This window comes from Massilia sp. DD77 (genome assembly GCF_036961685.1).
In the GTDB taxonomy this organism is placed as follows: Bacteria; Pseudomonadota; Gammaproteobacteria; order Burkholderiales; family Burkholderiaceae_D; genus Telluria.
Window position 1 is genome coordinate 36,854 of record NZ_JBAMDH010000035.1, and the last position, 20,072, is coordinate 56,925.

21 protein-coding genes, 1 tRNA gene and 1 riboswitch are annotated in these 20,072 nt (G+C 66.3%); of the genes, 10 read left to right on the forward strand and 12 right to left on the reverse strand.

The window, feature by feature from the left end:
* The first annotated feature begins 101 nt into the window (after nt 1-101).
* The gene (locus tag V7778_RS19805; protein WP_335558409.1) at nt 102-1,844 is read left to right on the forward strand and encodes a methyl-accepting chemotaxis protein; all 1,743 of its coding nucleotides are present in this window, start codon (nt 102-104) and stop codon (nt 1,842-1,844) included.
* A gap of 136 nt (nt 1,845-1,980) precedes the next feature.
* Here the strand turns inward: V7778_RS19805 and V7778_RS19810 are convergent, their stop codons facing one another.
* From V7778_RS19810 to V7778_RS19860, 11 genes are all read right to left on the reverse strand, one after another.
* Entirely contained in the window at nt 1,981-2,172 is a 192-nt protein-coding gene (locus tag V7778_RS19810) for a hypothetical protein (RefSeq protein ID WP_335558411.1), read from the reverse strand.
* 711 nt (nt 2,173-2,883) lie between these two features.
* Complete coding sequence (locus V7778_RS19815) at nt 2,884-3,123, reverse strand: hypothetical protein (RefSeq protein ID WP_335558413.1); 240 nt, start codon at nt 3,121-3,123, stop codon at nt 2,884-2,886.
* A gap of 115 nt (nt 3,124-3,238) precedes the next feature.
* Nucleotides 3,239-3,314, reverse strand: a tRNA-Lys gene (locus tag V7778_RS19820).
* Nucleotides 3,315-3,376: 62 nt separating this feature from the next.
* Nucleotides 3,377-4,132: a tol-pal system protein YbgF gene (gene ybgF / locus V7778_RS19825; RefSeq protein ID WP_335558415.1), complete on the reverse strand. Its 756-nt coding sequence runs from the start codon at nt 4,130-4,132 to the stop codon at nt 3,377-3,379.
* A gap of 108 nt (nt 4,133-4,240) precedes the next feature.
* On the reverse strand, nt 4,241-4,765 hold the full coding sequence (gene pal / locus V7778_RS19830) for a peptidoglycan-associated lipoprotein Pal (RefSeq protein WP_335558417.1): 525 nt from the start codon (nt 4,763-4,765) through the stop codon (nt 4,241-4,243).
* A 49-nt stretch (nt 4,766-4,814) separates the two neighbouring features.
* Nucleotides 4,815-6,038, reverse strand: a complete 1,224-nt coding sequence (gene tolB, locus V7778_RS19835) for a Tol-Pal system beta propeller repeat protein TolB (protein WP_335558453.1) — start codon at nt 6,036-6,038, stop codon at nt 4,815-4,817.
* Nucleotides 6,039-6,107: 69 nt separating this feature from the next.
* Nucleotides 6,108-7,019 (reverse strand): cell envelope integrity protein TolA, encoded by a 912-nt coding sequence (gene tolA / locus V7778_RS19840; protein WP_335558418.1) that lies wholly within the window; start codon nt 7,017-7,019, stop codon nt 6,108-6,110.
* Nucleotides 7,020-7,038: 19 nt separating this feature from the next.
* Nucleotides 7,039-7,470: a biopolymer transporter ExbD gene (locus V7778_RS19845; protein WP_335558421.1), complete on the reverse strand. Its 432-nt coding sequence runs from the start codon at nt 7,468-7,470 to the stop codon at nt 7,039-7,041.
* Between the two features lie 14 nt (nt 7,471-7,484).
* Complete coding sequence (gene tolQ / locus V7778_RS19850; protein ID WP_335558422.1) at nt 7,485-8,168, reverse strand: protein TolQ; 684 nt, start codon at nt 8,166-8,168, stop codon at nt 7,485-7,487.
* Nucleotides 8,169-8,204: 36 nt separating this feature from the next.
* Nucleotides 8,205-8,609, reverse strand: coding sequence for a tol-pal system-associated acyl-CoA thioesterase (gene ybgC / locus V7778_RS19855; protein WP_335558424.1), 405 nt, complete (start codon nt 8,607-8,609; stop codon nt 8,205-8,207).
* Between the two features lie 337 nt (nt 8,610-8,946).
* Entirely contained in the window at nt 8,947-9,696 is a 750-nt protein-coding gene (locus tag V7778_RS19860; protein WP_335558426.1) for an SDR family oxidoreductase, read from the reverse strand.
* Nucleotides 9,697-9,861: 165 nt separating this feature from the next.
* A riboswitch (ZMP/ZTP riboswitch) is annotated at nt 9,862-9,979 on the forward strand.
* Between the two features lie 103 nt (nt 9,980-10,082).
* Between V7778_RS19860 and glyA the strand changes: the two genes are divergently transcribed.
* The 9 genes from glyA to V7778_RS19905 all read left to right on the forward strand — a co-directional run bounded on the left by glyA (nt 10,083) and on the right by V7778_RS19905 (nt 17,055).
* Nucleotides 10,083-11,330 carry a serine hydroxymethyltransferase gene (gene glyA / locus V7778_RS19865; protein ID WP_211520888.1) on the forward strand — a complete coding sequence of 416 codons (1,248 nt, stop codon included), beginning with the start codon at nt 10,083-10,085 and terminating at the stop codon, nt 11,328-11,330.
* Between the two features lie 66 nt (nt 11,331-11,396).
* Nucleotides 11,397-11,855 (forward strand): transcriptional regulator NrdR, encoded by a 459-nt coding sequence (gene nrdR / locus V7778_RS19870; RefSeq protein WP_335558429.1) that lies wholly within the window; start codon nt 11,397-11,399, stop codon nt 11,853-11,855.
* 147 nt (nt 11,856-12,002) lie between these two features.
* Nucleotides 12,003-12,533, forward strand: coding sequence for a type IV pilus modification protein PilV (gene pilV, locus V7778_RS19875; protein ID WP_335558431.1), 531 nt, complete (start codon nt 12,003-12,005; stop codon nt 12,531-12,533).
* Entirely contained in the window at nt 12,530-13,456 is a 927-nt protein-coding gene (locus V7778_RS19880) for a PilW family protein (protein ID WP_335558432.1), read from the forward strand. Before pilV ends, V7778_RS19880 begins: the two co-directional genes overlap by 4 nt.
* A gap of 19 nt (nt 13,457-13,475) precedes the next feature.
* The gene (locus V7778_RS19885; RefSeq protein ID WP_335558434.1) at nt 13,476-14,117 is read left to right on the forward strand and encodes a pilus assembly PilX family protein; all 642 of its coding nucleotides are present in this window, start codon (nt 13,476-13,478) and stop codon (nt 14,115-14,117) included.
* A gap of 23 nt (nt 14,118-14,140) precedes the next feature.
* The gene (locus V7778_RS19890; RefSeq protein ID WP_335558436.1) at nt 14,141-14,581 is read left to right on the forward strand and encodes a type IV pilin protein; all 441 of its coding nucleotides are present in this window, start codon (nt 14,141-14,143) and stop codon (nt 14,579-14,581) included.
* Nucleotides 14,578-15,240: a GspH/FimT family pseudopilin gene (locus tag V7778_RS19895; RefSeq protein ID WP_335558438.1), complete on the forward strand. Its 663-nt coding sequence runs from the start codon at nt 14,578-14,580 to the stop codon at nt 15,238-15,240. Before V7778_RS19890 ends, V7778_RS19895 begins: the two co-directional genes overlap by 4 nt.
* Before the next feature lie 40 nt (nt 15,241-15,280).
* The gene (ribD, locus tag V7778_RS19900; RefSeq protein WP_335558455.1) at nt 15,281-16,396 is read left to right on the forward strand and encodes a bifunctional diaminohydroxyphosphoribosylaminopyrimidine deaminase/5-amino-6-(5-phosphoribosylamino)uracil reductase RibD; all 1,116 of its coding nucleotides are present in this window, start codon (nt 15,281-15,283) and stop codon (nt 16,394-16,396) included.
* A gap of 32 nt (nt 16,397-16,428) precedes the next feature.
* Entirely contained in the window at nt 16,429-17,055 is a 627-nt protein-coding gene (locus tag V7778_RS19905) for a riboflavin synthase (RefSeq protein WP_335558457.1), read from the forward strand.
* A gap of 108 nt (nt 17,056-17,163) precedes the next feature.
* Here the strand turns inward: V7778_RS19905 and V7778_RS19910 are convergent, their stop codons facing one another.
* Nucleotides 17,164-20,037: a M16 family metallopeptidase gene (locus tag V7778_RS19910; RefSeq protein WP_335558439.1), complete on the reverse strand. Its 2,874-nt coding sequence runs from the start codon at nt 20,035-20,037 to the stop codon at nt 17,164-17,166.
* Between the last annotated feature and the right edge of the window lie 35 nt (nt 20,038-20,072).

The following is a 20,072-nucleotide window of genomic DNA, read 5'->3' on the forward strand; positions in this document are numbered from 1 at the left end:
GTATGGCGCAAACGATATCGCCAGGCAGAGCAAACATGCGCAGATGTTTCTATAATCCAAGAAGTCTTTCCTCAAAAACGCCCAAGCTTGTCAGCGCTCCCATGTTCAAACACCTCAGCATCAAGTCTCGCCTCATCTTCGTCATCGCCTTCCTGGCGGTGGAATTGATTGCCGGCGCCGTCATCGGCCTGGTCAACCTCGGCGTCGCGAATGCCGAACTCAAGCAAATGTACGACCAGCGCCTGCTGGCGCTCGGCCGGGTCGGCCAGGTCGTGCAGCTGGTCACGACGAACCAGCTGAATGTCGCCAAGGCGATCAGCATCGAAGACGCCGCCGTGCGCGGCGCCCTGATGACCGAGGTCGACGCCAACGCGGCCCAGATCACGGCCTTGTGGGACGAGTACAAGGGTAGCGAGCTGGGTGAGCAGGAACGCGCCCTGGCCGAGGCCTTCGCCGAAGCGCGCAAGTCCTTCCTGGCGCAAGGCCTGCGTCCGGCCCAGGCCGCGATCCGCGGCGGCGACAATGCGCAAGCGGTGCAGCTGCTGAACGGCCCGATGCAGGCGCTGTTCAAGCCGATGCAGGACCAGGGCTTCAAGCTGATCGGCATGATGCAGGCCGAGGCGAAGGCCGACTACGACCGTTCGCAGTCGACCTTCGAACTGGTGCGCCTGGTGTGCCTGGCCGGCCTGCTGTTCGGCCTGGCGATGGCGGCGGTGATCGGCTGGATGCTGGTGCGCGCCATCGTGCGTCCCCTGGAACAGGCGGTGGCCATCGCCGGCGCCGTGGCGGCGGGCGACCTGACCCAGCACATCGAAGCCGACGCGCAGAACGAGACCGGCCGCCTGCTGCAGGCGCTCAAGGAGATGAACGATTCGCTGGTCAGGATCGTCAGCCGGGTACGCGCGGGCACCGACACGATCGCCATCGCATCGGGCGAGATCGCCTCCGGCAACCTGGATCTGTCGGCGCGCACCGAGCAGCAGGCCGGTTCGCTGGAAGAAACCGCATCCTCGATGGAAGAGCTGACCTCGACCGTCAAGCAGAACGCCGACAACGCGCGCCAGGCCAACGCCCTGGCCGCCTCGGCCTCGGAAGTGGCGGGCAAGGGCGGGGCGGTGGTCGAGCAGGTGGTGCAGACCATGGGGGCGATCAACGCCTCGGCGACCCGCATCGTCGATATCATCGGCGTCATCGACGGCATCGCTTTCCAGACCAACATCCTGGCGCTGAACGCGGCGGTGGAAGCGGCGCGCGCCGGCGAGCAGGGCCGCGGCTTCGCGGTGGTGGCGGGCGAAGTGCGCAGCCTGGCCCAGCGCAGCGCGGCGGCGGCCAAGGAAATCAAGGCCCTGATCGACGACTCGGTCGAGAAGGTGCACCACGGCGCCGAACTGGTCGACCAGGCCGGCGCGACAATGGCGGACATCGTGCAGAGCGTCAACCGCGTAACCGACATCATGGCCGAGATCACGGCCGCCAGCCAGGAGCAGACCGCCGGCATCGAGCAGATCAACAGCGCGGTCAGCCAGATGGACCAGGTGACGCAGCAGAACGCGGCCCTGGTCGAGCAGGCCACCGCGGCCGCCCAATCCCTGCAGGAAGAAGCCTCGGTGCTGGCGCAGACCGTGGGCGCCTTCAAGCTGAACGGTTCGGCAATGACGGCGCCGGTGGCGAGCCCGGAGCGCACCGCGGTCGCGCTACCGGCTGCGCGTCCGGGCAGGGCGCCGGCGGCGCCGGCGCGTCCGAAGCCCGTCAAGGGGGCGGACCGGCAGCCGGCCGCGCAGGCGGCGCGTCCGGCACGACAGGCCGAGGCGGCCCAGGCGGCGGACGGCTGGGAAGAGTTCTGAATCCAGGCGCCGCAAGCTGCCTTCCGGAACGAAAAAGCCAACCCCCAGGGTTGGCTTTTTCATTGGCGCGCCCGGTTCCGCCGGCGGCCCGGGTAAAGGACCCGCCGCCGGGAATGGGCGCGTGCGTCCGCGGCGCTTATTCGAACGCGATCACCAGCGCGAGCAGGCCGATTCCCAGGCCCACGCTCACGGCGACCCGCTGGCGCAGGCGGCGGCTGCTCGAGACGATGTCCTTGGCGATGTTACGGCGCGGCGCGCGCGGATCGGTGTTGTCGACAGTGGCGGTATGGATGGCGCGGTGAGCGCGTTCGGTGTGTTCGGTTTCCATGATGTCTCCATGCGCCGTCTCCACGGGAAACGGCAGGTTAGGCCGGCAAGGGCCAAATATTCGGTCAGTACGTCGTGTGGACGCGTCGGTCTGGTGCGGCCCGGCGAAGCGATTTCGCCGGGCTCAGGCAAGCCGGGCAGCGGCCAGGCAGCCCTGGCGGGCACGCGGCGCGGGGAAGCGGTGTCGTTGGCGGTCATGCCGCGCGGCCGCGGCGCAGCGGGTGCGCGGGCCAGGGTGGTGCAGGTAGGTGCGCGACATGCAGTGCCAGTACGTTGCTTCTTGTTCGACAATCCGTGAGCGCAGCGGTTCCATGCGCAGAAGATGTGAGCGCGCGTCCCGGGACGTTATTCATTTTACATCTCGCTATCCTAAAGGCAAGAGGCGCACGATAGCTGCACCAGTATCCACTCACCTTCGATATAACGAAGTTCATCCTATCATGGTTGACCAGTTGTGAAAGCTCTCAGAAGCAGAGGCCGGCATTCTGTCGCCTTTTCGCCAAGTTTCTTTGAAAAAGATGGTTACAAATCAAGGGTGATTTATATTTCCTTGTGGAAATGAATGCCGGTGGGGCGCGGATAGGGGATCAGCTTGGCCGCCAAATGCACAAAAGCCCACGAATCGGCATTCTAGGGCTTTCTGGATAGGTGGCAGGCCGTACGGCAGTCGACCGGGCGAGTAGTCGTGTTGCTTGCTACCCTGGTCGGAATGTTACTGCCCGACGCAAATGATTTTGGTCACGTATTCGTGGGCGCTGCGCTTCTTCTTTGTCGCCCACTGGATGGCTTCCTGTGCTGCGGCGATCGTCATCACGGTCGCCTTTTCCTTGTTCTTGATGAAGGAAACGCCTTCGAACTTGCCTTCCTTGCTACGCATCACTTTGGCGAACACGGACGCCTTGTTGTCCTCGTCGGCGATTTTGTTTTGCTGGACGAGGTAACGCTGGTTCATGGTTTCCATGCGGACGTGCAGTAGGTGAGCGTTGAAGATCGGATTTTACGGTGTGCGAACCGCGGCACGAAGCAAAAAGCCCACGAACCGTAGTTGTGGGCTTCCTGTGTATTCGTGGTAGGCCGTGCGGGATTCGAACCTGCGACCAACGGATTAAAAGTCCGCTGCTCTACCAGCTGAGCTAACGACCCGAAAGAAGCAAGATTATAGGATGGGTGAACGAAGCTGTCAAATACCCAGCCTGCCTAGGCGCTTACCTCAGCGCCGCCAGCCGGTCGCGCGCGGTCTGCGCCGCGCTCGAGGACGGGTACTTCGAGACCAGCTGCTGCAAGGCCTTCTTGGCGTTCTTGTTGTCCTTCAAGAGGGCGTAGCTGCTGGCGATGTTCAGCATCGCGTCCGGCACCTTCGGCGAGCTGTTGTAGGTGCTGGTCACGACTTCCTGGGCCGCGATGGCCTTCTTGTAGTCGCCCAGCGCATAGTAGGCGTTGCCCAGCCAGTACTGCGCGTTCGAGGCATAGGCCGAATCCGGATAGCGCTTGACAAAGTCCTGAAGCGCGGTCGCGGCGGCCTTGTAGTCGCCCGACTGAAAGGTGGCGGTGGCGGCGTCGTAGGCGGTTTTTTCGGCCGGCAGCACCTCGGCGGTCTGGCCGTCGATGGTTTCCTGGCGCGGTTCGAGCTTCTTGATGCGCGCGTCGAGGTCGGCGTACAGCTGCTTCTGGCCGTTCTGGGCCTTGGAAATCTCGTTGGCGAGCACCTCGACCTGGCCGCGCAGGCGCGCCAGTTCCTGCATGGTCTGCTCGTGCTGGTTCAGCATTTCGATGGTCGAGCTCTTGTCCGCCTTGCTGTCCATGCGGGCGGTCAGGTCGCGCGCGATGTTGTCGACCTTGGCACGCAGGTCGAGGATCGCTTTGCGCGCTTCGTCGTCGTCGAGCAGGCCGGCGGACGCCTGCAGCGGCATCCAGGCCGCCAGGAACAGGCAGGCGAGACGGGACGGGGTCAGTTTCATCATGGCGTTGCTCTTTCTACTAAACCAGTTGCAGAGATAAAAAACGGGGCGGCTAGCAGTCTGCACCGCTAGCCGCCCCGCTGTCAATCTACCGTGCTAAACGGCAATTGATTACTGATAAACGATGTCGGCGCGACGGTTCTCGGCCCAGGCGGCTTCGTTGCTGCCGGTTGCCTTCGGCTTTTCTTCGCCCAGCGACACGGCTTCCATCTGGCCTTCGGCCACGCCCAGCGAGCCCATGGCGCGGCGGACGGCTTCGGCACGCTTCTGGCCCAGGGCCAGGTTGTACTCGGTACCGCCGCGTTCGTCGGTGTTACCCTGGATCAGGACCTTGCGCTGCTTGTTCTTGTTCAGGTAGCCCGAGTGGTTTTCCACGACCGGACGGCCATCGTCACGCACCACGAAGCTGTCGTAGTCGAAGTAGACGCTGCGGTTGGCCAGCACGCCCTTCGGGTCGTTCAGCGGATCCACGGTGCCGGTTTCGACCGGCTTGATGTCACGGGTGTCGGCTTGTGCCGGCGCCGGTTCCGGCGACTTCTCGACGACCGGGGTTTCGTTCAGCTTGGTAGGCGACGAGCAAGCGGCGAGCAGTGCTGCTGCCGAGACGATGAAGGCGACGCTCTTGAGGTTGCGCATGTTTTTCTCCTGTTCTGGTAAAGGTTTTACTTCTCACTACGATGCTGCATTACTTCATGAAAGGACCCCAGCTGGGTTCCCGAATGTTTCCCGCTTGGGTGGTCAAGCGTTGCTTGACCCGTCCATCCACCGACACCACGGCCAGCGAGGTTCGCCCGCCGCCCTTGGTCGCATACATGATGTACTTGCCGTTAGGCGAAAAACTCGGTTCGGTGGCCCCATCGGCCAGGCGCAGTTCCTGGCCGCTGGCCAGGTCCATCGCATATAAGGAGAAACCGCCGTCGCGCTGGGAGATCCATGCCAGGGTCTTCCCATCAGGAGACACGCGCGGGCTGATGTTGTAGCTTCCGTTGAAGGTCACGCGGCTGGCGTTGCCGCCCGACGCGCTCATCTTGTAGACCTGCGGACCGCCGCTGCGGTCGCTGGTGAAATAAATCGTCTGGCCGTCGGCCGAGAACTGCGGCTCGGTATCGATGGCGTTGTTGGTGGTCAGGCGGCGCAGGGCACTGCCGTCCGAGCGCACCGTATAGATCTCGGTATTGCCGTCCTTCGACAGGGCCACGGCCAGGGTGGAGCCGTCCGGCGACCACGACGGCGCGGAATTGTTGCCCTTCTGGTTGGACACCTTGCTGCGGCGGCCGGTCATCAGGTCCTGCAGGTAGACCACCGGCTTGCGGTCTTCCAGCGAGACGTAGGCGACCTTGCTGCCGTCCGGCGACCAGGCCGGCGAAATGATCGGCTCGCGGCCGTGCACGGCCACGATTTCGTTCTCGCCGTCGGCGTCGGCCACGGCCAGGCTGTAGTCGCGGCCGGCGCGGTTTTCCTTCACGTAGGCGATGCGGGTCGAGAAGATGCCCTTCACGCCGGTCAGCTTTTCGTAGACGTCGTCGGCGATGCGGTGCGCCTGCAGGCGGGTGTACTTGGGCTGGACTTCCCCGCCCATCTGCGAGATCTGGCCGCCCTTGACGGTGTCGAGCAGCTTGTAGCGCACGGCCAGGCGGCCGTCCGGCTGGCGCGCCACGCTGCCGACCACCAGGGCGTCGGCGCCGCTGGCCTTGAAGGCGGCCAGGTCGACGCTGGCGCTATCGCTGATCACTTGCCCGGCGTTGATCACCTTGAACACGCCAGAGCGCTCGAGGTCGGCGCGGATCACGGCCGAAATCTGCGCCGGGGCGATGCCTTCATCGGCAAAGGCGGCCACGGCGACCGGGATCTGGTTGCTGCCGACACCGGCGATCTCGACCTTCAGCTGGGCCTGGGTCGCAGTTCCCATCAGCATGGTCGCACTAAACAGCAGTAAATGAAGTTTTTTCATAGTCTAATCAGAGTAAGTCGGGACCGGTCAGTCGAGGTCTTTCATCGAGAAATTGACTTCGAGGTTACGCTCTACCGTACCATCTTTCTTCTTGGGTAGTGGGGACGCTTTGCGGATGCCATTCTCCACCGCGCGGTCGAACTCGGGCACGCCGCTGCTCTTGCTCAGGCGGACCGACATGATCTCGCCGGTCGGCAACTGGTCCACCTTGAATACGGCTTTCGGATTGCCCGGCACATCGGTGCCGCCCGCATAGGTCGTGTTGCTCTTGATCTTGGCCGTGATCGCGGCGACATAGCCGCTGTCGATCTTCGGCGCGGTCGATTTCTCGGCCGAGCCGCCGCTGCCCATGGCGCCTGCCATGCGCTTGAGGTCTTCCTGGCGGATCTTGTCCAGGCGCGCTTTCTCGGCGGCCGCTTTCTTCGCATCAGCCACTTTCTTGGCGTCGTCTTTCTTTTTCTTCTCGTCCGCTTCCTTCTTGGCCAGCTCCTTGCCCTCGGCCTCTTCTTTTTTCTTCTTCTCGAGCTCGTCCTTCTTCTTCTGCTCGGCGATTTCCTTCTCGCGCTCGCGTTTCTCGGCCAGTTCCTTCTTCTTCAGTTCCTCGGCCTTGCGTTCCTTCTCGCGCTCGAGGGCGATGTCGGGCGGGGTCGGCGCAGGGCGCTCGACGGGCGGCGGCGGCTCGGCGCGCTGGACGGGCTGGGGTTCCGGTTCGGGCGGCGGCGGCGGCGGCTCGGCCGGCAGGGGCGGCGCGGCGGCGGTCTGGACCGACATGTCCCAGACTTCGGCCTCGACCGCGACCGGTTCGTTGCTCTGCCAGCTGATGCCGAACCACAGGAAGGACAGCAGCACGGCGTGCACCACCACCGCCAGCACGAAGGAGGGCAGGCGTTTCGGCTCGGGCGGCACGTAGTACGGGGTGCCGGCGCTGGCAGGCTTCATGGCTGACATGGTTGCGACATCACTTGGTAGCGAGTCCCACGCGGTCGATGCCCATCTTCTTGGCTTCGGAAATCAGCTGGATGACATCGTCGTACTTGCTGTCCCTGTCGCCCGCGATCATGACCGGATAGTCCGGATTTTCCTCGTGCAGGGCGCGCAGGCGCTGGAGCAGGGCGGAGCGGTCGGCCACGTCTTCGGCGGCGACCTTCTGCTTGCCGTTCACGCCGATCGACAGCTTGCCTTCCGGGTGCACCTGGATCTGGATGTAGGTATCCGGCGGCAGCGCCGATTTTTCCGCGCGCGGCAGGTTGACCACGCTCGGCGCCTCGTTGGCCGGTACCGCCATGAAGATGATGAGCAGCACCAGCATCACGTCGATGTAGGGCACGACGTTGATCTCGGACTTGAACTTGCGGCGGCGTCCGCCGCGCATGCTGCTGGAAAAGGCCATTCCGCTCCCCCGTCTCAGCGCGCCTGGCGCTGCAGGATGTTCGAGAATTCCTCGACGAAGCTCTCGAAGCGGTTGGCCAGGCGGTCGATGTCGTGCGTGAAGCGGTTGTAGGCGACGACGGCCGGGATCGCGGCGAACAGGCCGATCGCGGTGGCGATCAGGGCTTCGGCGATACCGGGCGCGACCACCGCCAGGGTGGCTTGCTGCACGTTGGCCAGGCCGCGGAAGGCGTTCATGATGCCCCACACGGTGCCGAGCAGGCCGATGTAGGGCGACACGGAACCGACCGAGGCCAGGAAGTTCAGGTGGGTGTCCAGCATGTCGAGTTCGCGCTGGAAGGAAGCGCGCATGGCGCGGCGTGCGCCGTCGAGCACGGCGCCCATGTCGAGGTCGTCGCGCGATGCCTGCTTGCCCTTGATGAACTCGCCCATGCCCGCTTCGAAGATGCGGGCCAGGGGGCCGCTCTGGTCACGCTGGCTGCTGGCGCTCTGGTGCAGGGTGTGCAGGTTGCCGCCGGCCCAGAAGCTGCGCTCGAACTGCTCGGTCTGGCCACGGGCGGCGCGGATCGCGAACAGCTTGCGGAAAATATAGGTCCAGCTGATGATCGACAAGGCCAGCAGCAAGGCCATGATCAACTGCACGAGCAGGTGGGCGTTGCTGATCAGGGCGATAAACGAAAGGTCTTGGGTCGCGGTCATCGGTAGCAATAGTTGTATAAATGGTCAGGCAGGGCGCTATGCGCCGCGCATTTTATCAGCCACGTCATCGGGCAGGGAACGGGGACGCATGGTAGCCAGGTCGACGCAGCCGACTTTCACGCTGGCGCTGGTCAGCAGCGTGTCGCCGCGCCAGGCCTGCTGCGCGAACTGGACCGAGGCGCGGCCAAGCTTTTCGACGCTGGTGCGGATGGTCAGTTCGTCGTCGAGACGGGCGGGCGCGTGATAATCCAGACTGGCGCTCTTGACCACGAAGGCGGTGCCCTCGGCGTCGAGCAGCGCCTGCTGCTGAACGCCGGTCGCACGCAGCCATTCGGTGCGCGCGCGTTCGAAGAATTTGAGGTAGTTAGCGTAAAACACGATACCACCGGCGTCGGTGTCTTCGTAATAGACCCGGACTGGCCAGTCAAAAGCTGAAGGCATTTCCCCTGCCATTAAGTGTAAATAGGAAACATTTTACGCGATTTTCGACCGTCCTATGTACGGTGCCGTACATTAAACGGCAAAAAACCGCCTGCCTTTTCCCATCAGGCATGCGTAGCGCCGCTAAGTAGACGTGAAATAGTGCAAGAAGGCCAATTACTGTAACACTTTCTCACAATTGTCCAGCGCCCGTTACAAACGGTATCTCCATAGGGGTAGGGTTGGCGGCTGTGCCGCCGACGCGTTCGAGCGCGGTGTGCGGGCTGGCGGGTAATAGGCCGCAGCCGGGTATCGCCGCGCCGGCAGCGGAGCTGCCGACCCTACGATGCCGGGCGCTTCAGGCGCTGCGCCTGATGGCGAAGGGCGAGAAACCCTGGCAGGTCGGCATCAGCTCGATCAGGTTGACGTTGATGTGCGGCGGCAGGGTCGCGATCCAGTACGCGGTCTCGGCGATGTCCTGGGCCGTCAGCGGGGTGGTGCCTTCGTAGACCTTGGCCGCGGCCGCGTCGTCGCCCTTGAAGCGTACGTTCGAGAATTCGGTGCCGCCGCACAGGCCCGGCGCCAGGTTGGTGGCGCGCACGCCCGTGCCGACCAGGTCGGCGCGCAGGTTGAGCGTGAACTGCTCGACGAAGGCCTTGGTGGCGCCATAGACATTGCCGCCTGGGTAGGGGTAATGCCCGGCGACCGAACCGAGGTTGATCACCAGGCCGCGGCCGCGCTCGACCATGCCCGGCAGCACGGCGCGGGTCATGGTCACCAGGCCCTGGCAATTGGTGGCGATCATGGTTTCCCAGTCTTCCAGCGGCACCTCGTGCGCGGGCAGGGTGTTCAGGGCCAGGCCGGCGTTGTTGACCAGGACGTCGATGGCGCGCCAGTCTTCCGGCAGCGAGGCGAGCGCGGCCTCGATCGAGGCGCGGCTGGTGACGTCGAGGGTCAGGGGCAGGGCGGCGTCGCCCAGTTCGCCGGCCAGTTCGGCGATCCGCTCGGCGCGGCGGGCGGCGAGCACGACGCGGTGGCCGTTGCGGGCGAAGGTGCGCGCCATCTCGGCGCCGAAGCCGGCCGAGGCGCCGGTGATGAATACGATCATGGTGGATCCCGAAGCGAAGTTTGTCCAAGGTGACCGGGACATTGTAGACGAAACGACCATGGTTCCGCTGGCGCTCCCCTTTTGCTCCCCCTCTGCTCCGGCTTGCCAGGACGACAGCAGTTTCCTTGCCCTAAGGGGGGCAGATCACATACAATCTGGAGTCCCTACGTCTCACGTAACTGGCGAAACACCGCGCGCCGCAGCCTCGGGCTCTGCGCACGGCAAGGTGGAGTCCCACCGGGGAACCTGAGACGTCATTTCGCCGTTCGCCTGGGCAGCCATTTAATGGACCGCGTATCGCGTCGCGGATGCCCGTTCGCTTTTCTTCGGCGCCCGCCCACGCTCAACGCTGCCGTTGCCTGGTTTACTATCGATTGGAGTTTTACATGTTTGCAAAAGACCATACGCTCGCCAACATCGACCCGGAACTGTGGGATGCCATCAAGAAGGAAAACGTTCGCCAGCAAGACCACATCGAACTGATCGCGTCCGAAAACTATACCTCGCCGGCCGTGATGGAGGCGCAGGGCTCGCAGCTGACCAATAAGTACGCCGAAGGCTACCCGGGCAAGCGCTACTACGGCGGCTGCGAATACGTCGACGTCGTCGAGCAGCTGGCCATCGACCGCCTGAAGCAGATCTTCGGCGCCGAAGCCGCCAACGTGCAGCCGAACTCGGGCTCGCAGGCCAACCAGGGCGTGTTCTTCGCCATGCTCAAGCCGGGCGACACCATCATGGGCATGTCGCTGGCCGAAGGCGGCCACCTGACCCACGGCATGGCCCTGAACATGTCGGGCAAGTGGTTCAACGTCGTCTCCTACGGCCTGACCGCGGAAGAAGACATCGACTACGAACAAATGGAGCGCCTGGCGCGCGAGCACAAGCCGAAGATGATCATCGCGGGCGCCTCGGCGTTCTCGCTGCGCATCGACTTCGAGCGCTTCGCACGCATCGCCAAGGAAATCGGCGCCTACTTCATGGTCGACATGGCCCACTACGCCGGCCTGATCGCCGCCGGCGAATACCCGAATCCGGTGCCGCACGCCGACTTCGTCACCTCGACCACCCACAAGTCGCTGCGCGGTCCGCGCGGCGGCATCATCCTGATGAAGGCCGAGCACGAGAAGGCCATCAACTCGGCGATCTTCCCGGGCATCCAGGGCGGTCCGCTGATGCACGTCATCGCCGGCAAGGCCGTCGCCTTCAAGGAAGCGCAGTCGCCCGAGTTCAAGGCCTACCAGCAGCAGGTGGTCAAGAACGCCAAGGCGCTGGCCGATACCCTGACCGCGCGCGGCCTGCGCATCGTGTCGGGCACCACCCAGTCGCACGTGATGCTGGTGGACCTGCGCGCCAAGGGCCTGACCGGCAAGGAAGCGGAAGCCATCCTGGGCCAGGCACACATGACCTGCAACAAGAACGGCATCCCGAACGACCCGCAGAAGCCTTTCGTCACCTCGGGCATCCGCCTGGGCAGCCCAGCCTTCACCACCCGCGGCTTCAAGGAAGAAGACGCGGTCAAGGTGGGCAACCTGATCGCCGACGTGCTGGACAACCCGCACGACGCCGCGACCATCGAGCGCGTCAAGGGCGAAGTCAAGCAGCTGACCGACAAGTACCCGGTCTACGCGGCCTGACGCGGCCCGGCCTGACAGCCTGACAGGGGCCGGCACCGCCGGTCCCGTTGAACCCACCCCGGCGCCATGAAATGTCCCTTCTGCCAGCATGAAGACACCCAGGTCCTCGATACCCGCGTATCGGAGGAGGGGGATTCCATCCGGCGCCGGCGCCGCTGCACCAAGTGCGACAAGCGCTTCACGACCTACGAGCGGATCGAACTGTCGATGCCGATCATCGTCAAGAAGAACGGCAGCCGCACCGAGTTCGAATCGAGCAAGCTGCGCGGCAGCCTGATGCTGGCGCTGCGCAAGCGTCCGGTCGCGGCAGAGGCCATCGACACCGCCGTTTCCACGATCGAGGAAAAACTGCTCACCAGCGGCCGGCGCGAAGTCGACACCGGCTACGTGGGCGAACTGGTGATGCAGGAGCTCAAGCGCCTGGACAAAATCGCCTATATCCGCTTCGCCTCCGTCTACAAGAACTTCGAAGACCTGGACGAATTCCAGGAAGCGCTGGACGAAGTGGGCCACCCCCGCAAATAAGCTGCTTCACTTCTTCGCCGTTTAGTTCCCCAAAATCCGCCGCATCGGCTTAGGCCAGCTCATGGCCGGCCTGTTCACGGCTGCTACCTTTACACCTCGCCGTATCACGCGCCGCGTGATCGCGTATCGTCAAGGGAGAGGGCCGGCATGCGGGAGCATCCAGGAAGCGGTTTCACGCTCATCGAAGTGCTGGTGGCGCTGTTCGTGCTGGCCGTCGGCGTGGTCGGCGCGGGCGCGGCCCAGCTGGCGGCCCAGCGCACGCGCCAGCAATCGGCCCTGATGTCCGAAGCGGCGCAGCTGGCAGCATCGCTGGCCGCGCGCATGCGCGCCAATGCCGCTGTCGCCGGCTTGCCGCTGGCGTCGAACCCCTACCTCGCGCTCGACTACGACGCCATGCGTGATGGCGCGCCCGGCGCCGCGCCGGCATCCTGCTACGGCGCCTCCCATTGCGCTCCGCTGCGCTTGGCCGCCTTCGACCTGCATGAAACGAAGCAGGCCGTGTACGCATCCTTCCCGGGCGGACGGATCGCTGTCTGCCGCGACGGCGCGCCTTGGGACGCGAGGACGGGCCGCTACCGCTGGACCTGCGACGAGGCGGCGGATGCGCCGGTCCTCATCAAGCTCGGCTGGATCGGCTTCGACGACGCGCCCGGCCTGGTGGCGGTGGTGCCGCAATGAGCCTCCAGTGCAGCCGGCAGCGCGGCCTGACCGTGATCGAACTGATGGTGGCGATGACGCTCGGCCTGGCGGTGCTGCTCGCCGCCGGCAAGCTGCTGATCGGCGCCACCCGCGCCCACGCCATGCAGGTCGAAACGGCGGACATGGACGAAGCCGGGCGTTATGCGCTGGACGCCGTGGCGCGCGCCGTGCGGCAGGCCGCGCACGTCGACTGGGCGGCGTCGCCGACGCGCGAGCCGAGCTTGCCGGCCCGCGTGGCTGGCCTGGACGCGCGCTCGCTGTCGCGTAACGGCGCCGGCATTTCCTCGCCGTTGACGGATGCGGTGAACGGCAGCGACGTGCTGGCGCTGCGCTTTCCAGGTACCGGCAATCCCCCCAACGGCGACGGCGGCACCGTCGATTGCGCCGGCTTCCCGGTCCACGCCGGCGAGGAGGGCTGGAGCATCTTCTATGTGGCCCGCAACGCGCAGGGCGACGCGGAGCTGCGCTGCAAGTACCGCGGCAAGAGCAACTGGTCGTCGGATGCCGTGGCCGGCAAGGTGGATGGCTTCCAGGTGCTGTATGGGCTCGATGGCGATGGCGACGGAACGCCCGAGCGCTACGTGAATGCTTCCACGCTCGCCGCGCTCGACGCGGGACTCGCCCTGAACGGCGCCACACCCGTGCAGCGGGCCCAGGACCTGAACCGGCGCACGCACTGGAAGCGGGTGGCGGCAGTGAAGCTGGCGCTGCTCTTGCACGGCCCACGCATCGATGGCGGAGCGGACGCCAGCTACGCGCTGTTCGGGCCCGGCCACGCGCTGACGCAGGCGGGCGGCGACGCCGGGACGCTGCTGAGCGAACGGACCCTGGCCGGCAGGCAGGCCACGCGCATGCGCAAGGTCTACAGCGCCACGGTGGCGCTGCCGGTGGCGCCGGAGTGAGGACGCGATGCGAACGGGCATGCATCCTCCCACAGTGCGCAAGCGCAAGCACGAGCGCGGCGCCGCCCTGCTGACGGCCATGGTGCTGATGCTGGCCGTGCTGATGACGGGCCTGGCCGGCGCCCGCACGGCCCTGTACGGCGCGCGCGCCGCCGCCCACGAGCGCGACCGGCTGCTGGCCCTGCAGATGGCCGAGGCCGCGCTGGCCGACGCCGAGCGCGACATCGAAGGCGGCGACAACCCGGCATCGGCGCGCGCGGCGGCCTTCGCGGCCGGCCTGGCGTCCGCCTTTGCGCAAGACTGCACCGAAGGCAGGCCCTACGACGGCCTGTGCCAGGCCGAGGAGGATGTCGAAGAACACGCGCAGCGGCTGGCCGACGACGACGGGCCGGCCGTGCGTTTCGGCGCATTCACGGGCCGGCGGATGCCGGAGGGCGAGGGCGGCCTGCCGTCCGAGGCGCCGCGCTACCTGATCGAACGCATGCCGGCGGCCGGCACGGACCACCTGTACCGCATCACCGCGCTCGGCACCGGGTCCATGCCCACGACCCGGGCGGCCGTGCAAGCCTATTACCGCAAGCCCGCCACGGCGGGAACGCGCGGCCGCCGGGTCGGCTGGCGCGAGATCGGCAACTGGGCCGGGATGGCCGCAAGCGAATAAAGGGGATGAGGATGAGGCGACGCATGACAGGCTTTACCTTGATCGAATTGATGCTGGTGCTGGCGATCGTCGCCCTGCTGGGCGCGGTGGCCTATCCCTCGTATGCGCGCCAGATGGCCAAGGCCAAACGTATCGAAGCCCAGCTGGCGCTGGTGGACCTGATGCAGCGCCAGGAACAGTACCGCGCCCAGCACCACAGCTACCTGGCCTTCTCGTCGGAAGCCGACTCCGGGGACGCGGGCCGCTTCAAGTGGTGGCTCGGCCGCGAGGCCGCAGCCAGCGCCTATGAGCTCGACGGTGTCGCCTGTCCCGGCCGCGCCATCCAGGAATGCATCCGGCTGCGCGCCCGGCCCGGGACCGAAAACGTCGACAGCGGCTTCGCCGACCCCGAATGCGGCGCGCTGACCTATGACAGCACGGGCGCCCAGGCCTCGAACGGTACTTCGGACAGGTGCTGGCCATGAGCTACTTCCGTGACCGCACCGATGCCGCGCATGCCGAATTGATGGCCAACACAACCCGTAGGGTGGACGGCTCCGCCGCCCACCCTACGGCACGCGCCCCAGGATCCCCCCGGCGCCACCGCGGCTTCTCCCTCTCCGAACTCAGCGTCGTCCTCGGCATCGCCGCCATCGCCGCCGGCATGGCCGCCCCCAACCTGCACAGCCTGTTGCTGGCCCAGCAACTGCGCTCCGCTACCGGTGACTTGTCGGGCGCCATCGCCTTCGCGCGGGCCCAGGCCATCGCCCGCAACGAGACGGTCAAGCTGGTGCCGAACGACGCCGCCGGCGAGGACTGGACACGCGGCTGGACCGTCTTCGTCGACCGCGACGGCGATCGCGCGCCCGGCCCGGACGACGAGGTGCTGGCCGTCCACCCGGCGCTGCCGCAGGGCATGCAGGCCGACTATGCCTTCACCAGCCCAGCGCCGCCCCAGTACATCGCCTACAATGGCGCCGGACGCAGCTGCAGCGACACCAACAGCGCGGCATCACGGCTGGGTACGCTGTCGCTGTTTCACGGCGACGGTGTCCGGCGTATTAAAATCAACATGCTGGGCCGTGCGCGCAGCTGCAATCCGGCGCGCGAGCGCGGCTGCGAAGGCGCGCCGGCGCCGCCCTGAAGGAAAGATCGACGTGAGCAAGGACACCGCGAAAGACAGCATGCAGATACGCAGCGATGCCGACGGCATGGCGCTCGCCCTCGAATGGGCCGCCAAGGGCATGTACATCACCGCGCCCAACCCGCGCATCGGTTGCGTGATCGTGCGCGAGGGCATGGTGATCGCGGCCGGGCATACCCAGCGCGCCGGCGGCCCGCACGCCGAGATCGTCGCACTGCGCGACGCCGCCTCGCGCGGCGTCGACGTGCGCGGCGCCACCGCCTACGTGACCCTGGAACCCTGCAGCCACTACGGCCGCACGCCGCCGTGCGCGAACGCCCTGGTCGAGGCCGGCCTGGGCCGGGTGGTCGCGGCCATGGTCGACCCGAACCCGCTGGTGGCCGGGCGCGGCCTGGCCCAGCTCGAGGCGGCCGGCATTGCCGTCAGTTCCGGCGTCCTGGCCGACGAGGCGAACGAACTCAACATCGGATTCTTCTCGCGCATGCGCCGCGGCCTGCCCTGGGTGCGCTTGAAGTCGGCCGCCAGCCTGGACGGGGCCACGGCGCTGGCGGGCGGCGAAAGCCAGTGGATCACGGGGCCAGAGGCGCGCGCGGACGGCCATGCCTGGCGCGCCCGGGCCCAGGTAATCCTGACCGGGATTGGCACCGTCAGGGCGGACAATCCCCAGCTCACGGTGCGCGGCGTCGAGACGCCGCTGCCGCCGCGCCGCGTGATCGTCGACAGCCGGCTTGACATCGCGCTCGACGCCCGCATCTTGCAAGGGGAGCCGTGCTGGATAGTGGCCGCCGTCCCCCACCCGGAAAAAGAAGCCGCGTTGCGCGCCGCCGGCCACGAGGTGATCCAGCTGCCGAACGCATCGGGCAAGGTCGATTTACCGGCCCTGATGCGCGAGCTGGGACGGCGCGAGATCAACGAAGTGCACGTCGAAGCGGGCTCCAGGCTGAACGCCTCGCTGGTACGCGAAGGCTGCGTCGACGAGCTGCTGGTCTACCTGGCGCCGAGCCTGATCGGCCCGGGGCAGGGCATGTTCGACCTGCCGCCGCTGGCGCGCCTGGCCGACAAGCGCGGCTTGCGCTTCCACGATGTGGCGCGAGTCGGCGACGACCTGCGCATTCTTGCAAGATTCGCTGGCCAGGTTGGCCGGCCAGGCGAATGAACAATGACACCAACCTGAAGGAAGAAGGCCGTATGTTTACTGGAATCGTCGCCGCAGTCGGCAACATCACTACCGTCGCGCCGCTGGCGGGCGGCCTGGACGCGGGCGTGCGCCTGGCGATCGATGCCGGTCCGCTGCCGCTGGCCGACGTCGCCCTGGGCGACTCGATCGCCATCAACGGCGCCTGCATGACCGTGGTCGAAAAGACCGCCAACAGCTTCACCGTCGACGTCTCGCGCGAAAGCCTGAGCAAGACCGTGGGCCTGGACGCGCCGGGCGAGGTCAACCTGGAAAAGGCGCTGACCCTGGCCGAGCGCCTGGGCGGCCACCTGGTATCCGGCCACGTGGACGGCCTCGGCACCGTGCACAGCTTCGAGCCGGTGGGCGAATCGCGCGAGCTGGTCATCGACGCGCCGCACGAGCTGGCCAAGTTCCTGGCGTACAAAGGCTCGGTGGTGGTGAACGGCGTGTCGCTGACCGTCAATCGTGTGGAAGATCTCGAGGCCGGGGCAGGGAAGGTGTGCCGCTTCTCGATCAACCTGATCCCGCACACGATCGAGGTCACCACGCTCAAGCACCTGCGCGCGGGGTCGAAGGTGAACCTGGAGATCGACCTGATCGCGCGTTATGTGGAGCGCATGTTGTCGGCCAAGGGCTGAGTGTCGTTTTGACCACGCTCGCCGAATCACCGTAGGGCTGGCGGCAAAGCCGCCAACCCTACGGTCGGCGAAGCTTCACGTGAACCATCACCCGGGCTCACCGAAAATTCATTCTCCCGCCGCGGACGCCGCCACGTGCGCCGCCGCCGGCCGCTCGGGATTGAGCACCACCTGCACGTAATTCTCCGTATCGAAGTAGCGCCGCGCCGCCGCCTGCACGTCCTGCGCGCTGAGCGCCTGCACCTGCCGTTCCACGTCCAGGATCGAGGCCGGGTCGGTGCCTTCGGTCAGCGCCGCCTGCAGGTTGGCCACCCAGTAGCCATTCTCGCGCAGCGAGCGCCGGTGGTTCTGGATCCAGTTGCTCTTGACCTTGTCCAGGTCGGCCGCGCCCGGTCCTTGTTCCTGCAGGCGCTTGATCTCGGCGAAGGTCGCCGCCAGCACCTTGTCCACATGTTCCGGCCCGGTCGGCAGGCTGATGCCGATCGAGTAGTTCCCGTAGGGGATCTTGCTCAGCGCGCCGCTGGCGCCGCCGCCATAGATCAGGGCCATCTGCTCGCGCAGCACCTCGATGAGGCGCAGGTTGATCACCTCGATCACCGCCGCCAGGCGCAGTTGCTCGGTTTCCGAGAATTCGGCCGCGCCGGTGAAGCTCAGCGAAATCGTGCTCTTTGGTTCGGTCCCGCTGCGCACCTCGCGCTTGATCACGCCTTTCGCCGGCCGCAGTCCCACGTCGCGGTAAGCGACCGGGATGTCTTGTGTCGGCAGGCTGCCGAGATAAGTCGCCAGCAGGGGGCGGATCGCGGCCGCGTCGAAACTGCCGACCATGATGAAGCTCAGGTCCTTGGCGCTGGAGAAGCGCTGGCGGAAGATATCGATGCTGCGGTCCAGGTCGATCTTGGCGTAGTCGTCCGCCTCCAGCGAACGCGGCGCGCGCGGGTGGCCGTTATACAGCGCCGACACCACCGCGTCGCCGAAGCGCTTGCCCGGCTGGCCGCTCTGGTTGCGCGCCAGTTCGGCCTGCTTGCCGACATAGGCGCGGAACAGGTCCTCGTCGCGCCGCACGCTGGAAAATTTCAGCCACAGCAGCTGCAGCATGGTCTCGACGTCCGAGGCGCCCGATGCGCCTGCGACCAGGTCGGTGTAGCTGCCCAGGCCGACCGTCACGCCGGCCGCCTTGCCGGCCAGGATCTTGCGCATGTCGAGCGGGGTGAAGTCCTTCACGCCCATGCTGGCCACGATGGCGTTGGCGAAGCGTGCATTCAGGATGTCCTGGTCGCCGAACAGGCTCTGTCCGCCGAAGCGCGCCGCGCTCAGCATCACCTGGTCGTTGAGGAAATCCGTGGGCTTGAGGATCACCTTGACACCGTTCGACAAGGTCAGATGGGTCAGCCCGAGCGCCTTGTCCTGGCGCTCGGCCACGATGGTCCCCGGGCTGGGCGGCTTGTCCATCAGGCGCGCCGCCACGGCCTTGTCGTCGTAGGGCTGGACCGGCTGCTGCGCGGCCTCGCTGACCGCCGCCAGCAGCTGGGCGCCGTTGGGTGCCCCCGGCTTGTCCATGCCCGTGTACAGCACCAGCTTGCCCGAATCGGCGGGAATGGTGCGGCGCGCGTAGGCGTTCATCTCGTCGAGCGAGATGCCGGGCACCAGTTCGCGCACGTAGCGGTACTCGGTGTCGATGCCGGGAATCGCCTCGTGCTGCAGGAAGTTGCGGATGTATTCGGCGGCGTAGGTGGCGGAATCGCTCTTGGCGCGCTCGTTCCAGGCCTGCTCGTAGTTGCGCATCAGGTTCTTCTTGGCCCGCTCCAGTTCCTGGGCGCCGAAGCCATGCCGGCGCGCGCGTTCGTTTTCCTGCACCAGGGCGGCCAGCGCCGGCGCCGCGCCGCGCGGTCCGAGGGCGGCGCTGGCGTTAAACGAGTGGTAGCGCGGCGTGAGCTTGCCCAGCGCGCTGCTGGCGGCCAAGTAGGGCGGTTCGGGCTGCTGGGCCAGGGCCTGCAGGCGGCCGTTGAGCATGGCGCCGAACAGCAGCTGCACCAGTTCCTCGCGGTAGGCGCCGATGGTGCCGGCTTCGCGCACCGGCTGCAGCGGGTAGCGGATCAGGACCGAATTGCCGTTCGCTTCATGGTCGAGCACCACCAGCGCCTCGGTGTCGGATCGCGCGGGAATCGTGGCGTAGTCGCGCGGACGGGGCTTGGCCGGATTCTTCAGGCGCGAGAAGTGCGTCTTGATCAGGTGTTCCGCGCGCGCCGGGTCGATGTCGCCGACCACCACCACCGCCATCAGGTCGGGGCGGTACCAGTCGCGGTAAAATCGTTTGAGAGCATCAGGCTTGAAGTCGCGCAGCACCTCCTCGCGGCCGATCGGCAGGCGCTCGGCGTATTTGGAGCCATTGAAGATCTTCGGGTAGATCTGCTTGCCCATGCGGTCCGAGGCGCCCTTGCCGAGCCGGAGTTCTTCCAGCACGATGCCGCGCTCCTTGTCGATGGCGTCAGGATCGAAGCGCACGCCGTGGGCCCAGTCCTCCAGCACCTGGAAGGCCTTGGCGACGTTCTGCGGCTGGTCGGTGGGAATCGGCAGCACGTAGACTGTCTCGTCGAAGGAGGTATAGGCATTCAGGTCGGCGCCGAAGCCGACCCCGATCGACTGCAGATAGGACACCAGCTCGTGCTTGCGAAAGTGGGTGCTGCCGTTGAAGGCCATGTGCTCGACGAAGTGGGCCAGTCCGCGCTGGTCCTCGTCTTCCAGGATCGAGCCGGCCTTCACCACCAGGCGCAGTTCGAGCTTGCGTTCCGGACGGGCATTGCGCTGCACATACCAGGTCAGGCCGTTGGCCAGCTTGCCGACCTTGACCTGCGGCCCGACGGGAATGGACGCATCCAGCCGCAGGGGCGGGGGCGCCGAGGGCGCCGGAGGGGCGGCGCCGGCCAGGGTGTGCGCGAACAGCACTGCGGCCAGGCACAGGCCGCGCACGAAATGGTTGCTCATTGGGTCATTCCCGGTGATATGGTCGAGTGCATTCT

What these genes read in the sequence shown, in the direction of transcription:
- V7778_RS19885 (WP_335558434.1), top strand. Translation starts at nt 13,476, where the DNA reads ATGCATCCTCCCACAGTGCGCAAGCGCAAGCACGAGCGCGGCGCCGCC.
- V7778_RS19890 (WP_335558436.1), top strand. Translation starts at nt 14,141, where the DNA reads ATGACAGGCTTTACCTTGATCGAATTGATGCTGGTGCTGGCGATCGTC.
- glyA (WP_211520888.1), top strand. Translation starts at nt 10,083, where the DNA reads ATGTTTGCAAAAGACCATACGCTCGCCAACATCGACCCGGAACTGTGG.
- tolQ (WP_335558422.1), bottom strand. Translation starts at nt 8,168, where the DNA reads ATGACCGCGACCCAAGACCTTTCGTTTATCGCCCTGATCAGCAACGCC.
- V7778_RS19805 (WP_335558409.1), top strand. Translation starts at nt 102, where the DNA reads ATGTTCAAACACCTCAGCATCAAGTCTCGCCTCATCTTCGTCATCGCC.
- tolB (WP_335558453.1), bottom strand. Translation starts at nt 6,038, where the DNA reads ATGGGAACTGCGACCCAGGCCCAGCTGAAGGTCGAGATCGCCGGTGTC.
- V7778_RS19880 (WP_335558432.1), top strand. Translation starts at nt 12,530, where the DNA reads ATGAGCCTCCAGTGCAGCCGGCAGCGCGGCCTGACCGTGATCGAACTG.
- ribD (WP_335558455.1), top strand. Translation starts at nt 15,281, where the DNA reads ATGCAGATACGCAGCGATGCCGACGGCATGGCGCTCGCCCTCGAATGG.
- nrdR (WP_335558429.1), top strand. Translation starts at nt 11,397, where the DNA reads ATGAAATGTCCCTTCTGCCAGCATGAAGACACCCAGGTCCTCGATACC.
- pal (WP_335558417.1), bottom strand. Translation starts at nt 4,765, where the DNA reads ATGCGCAACCTCAAGAGCGTCGCCTTCATCGTCTCGGCAGCAGCACTG.
- V7778_RS19910 (WP_335558439.1), bottom strand. Translation starts at nt 20,037, where the DNA reads ATGAGCAACCATTTCGTGCGCGGCCTGTGCCTGGCCGCAGTGCTGTTC.
- tolA (WP_335558418.1), bottom strand. Translation starts at nt 7,019, where the DNA reads ATGAAGCCTGCCAGCGCCGGCACCCCGTACTACGTGCCGCCCGAGCCG.
- pilV (WP_335558431.1), top strand. Translation starts at nt 12,003, where the DNA reads ATGCGGGAGCATCCAGGAAGCGGTTTCACGCTCATCGAAGTGCTGGTG.
- V7778_RS19845 (WP_335558421.1), bottom strand. Translation starts at nt 7,470, where the DNA reads ATGGCCTTTTCCAGCAGCATGCGCGGCGGACGCCGCCGCAAGTTCAAG.
- V7778_RS19895 (WP_335558438.1), top strand. Translation starts at nt 14,578, where the DNA reads ATGAGCTACTTCCGTGACCGCACCGATGCCGCGCATGCCGAATTGATG.
- ybgC (WP_335558424.1), bottom strand. Translation starts at nt 8,609, where the DNA reads ATGCCTTCAGCTTTTGACTGGCCAGTCCGGGTCTATTACGAAGACACC.
- V7778_RS19810 (WP_335558411.1), bottom strand. Translation starts at nt 2,172, where the DNA reads ATGGAAACCGAACACACCGAACGCGCTCACCGCGCCATCCATACCGCC.
- V7778_RS19860 (WP_335558426.1), bottom strand. Translation starts at nt 9,696, where the DNA reads ATGATCGTATTCATCACCGGCGCCTCGGCCGGCTTCGGCGCCGAGATG.
- V7778_RS19905 (WP_335558457.1), top strand. Translation starts at nt 16,429, where the DNA reads ATGTTTACTGGAATCGTCGCCGCAGTCGGCAACATCACTACCGTCGCG.
- V7778_RS19815 (WP_335558413.1), bottom strand. Translation starts at nt 3,123, where the DNA reads ATGAACCAGCGTTACCTCGTCCAGCAAAACAAAATCGCCGACGAGGAC.
- ybgF (WP_335558415.1), bottom strand. Translation starts at nt 4,132, where the DNA reads ATGATGAAACTGACCCCGTCCCGTCTCGCCTGCCTGTTCCTGGCGGCC.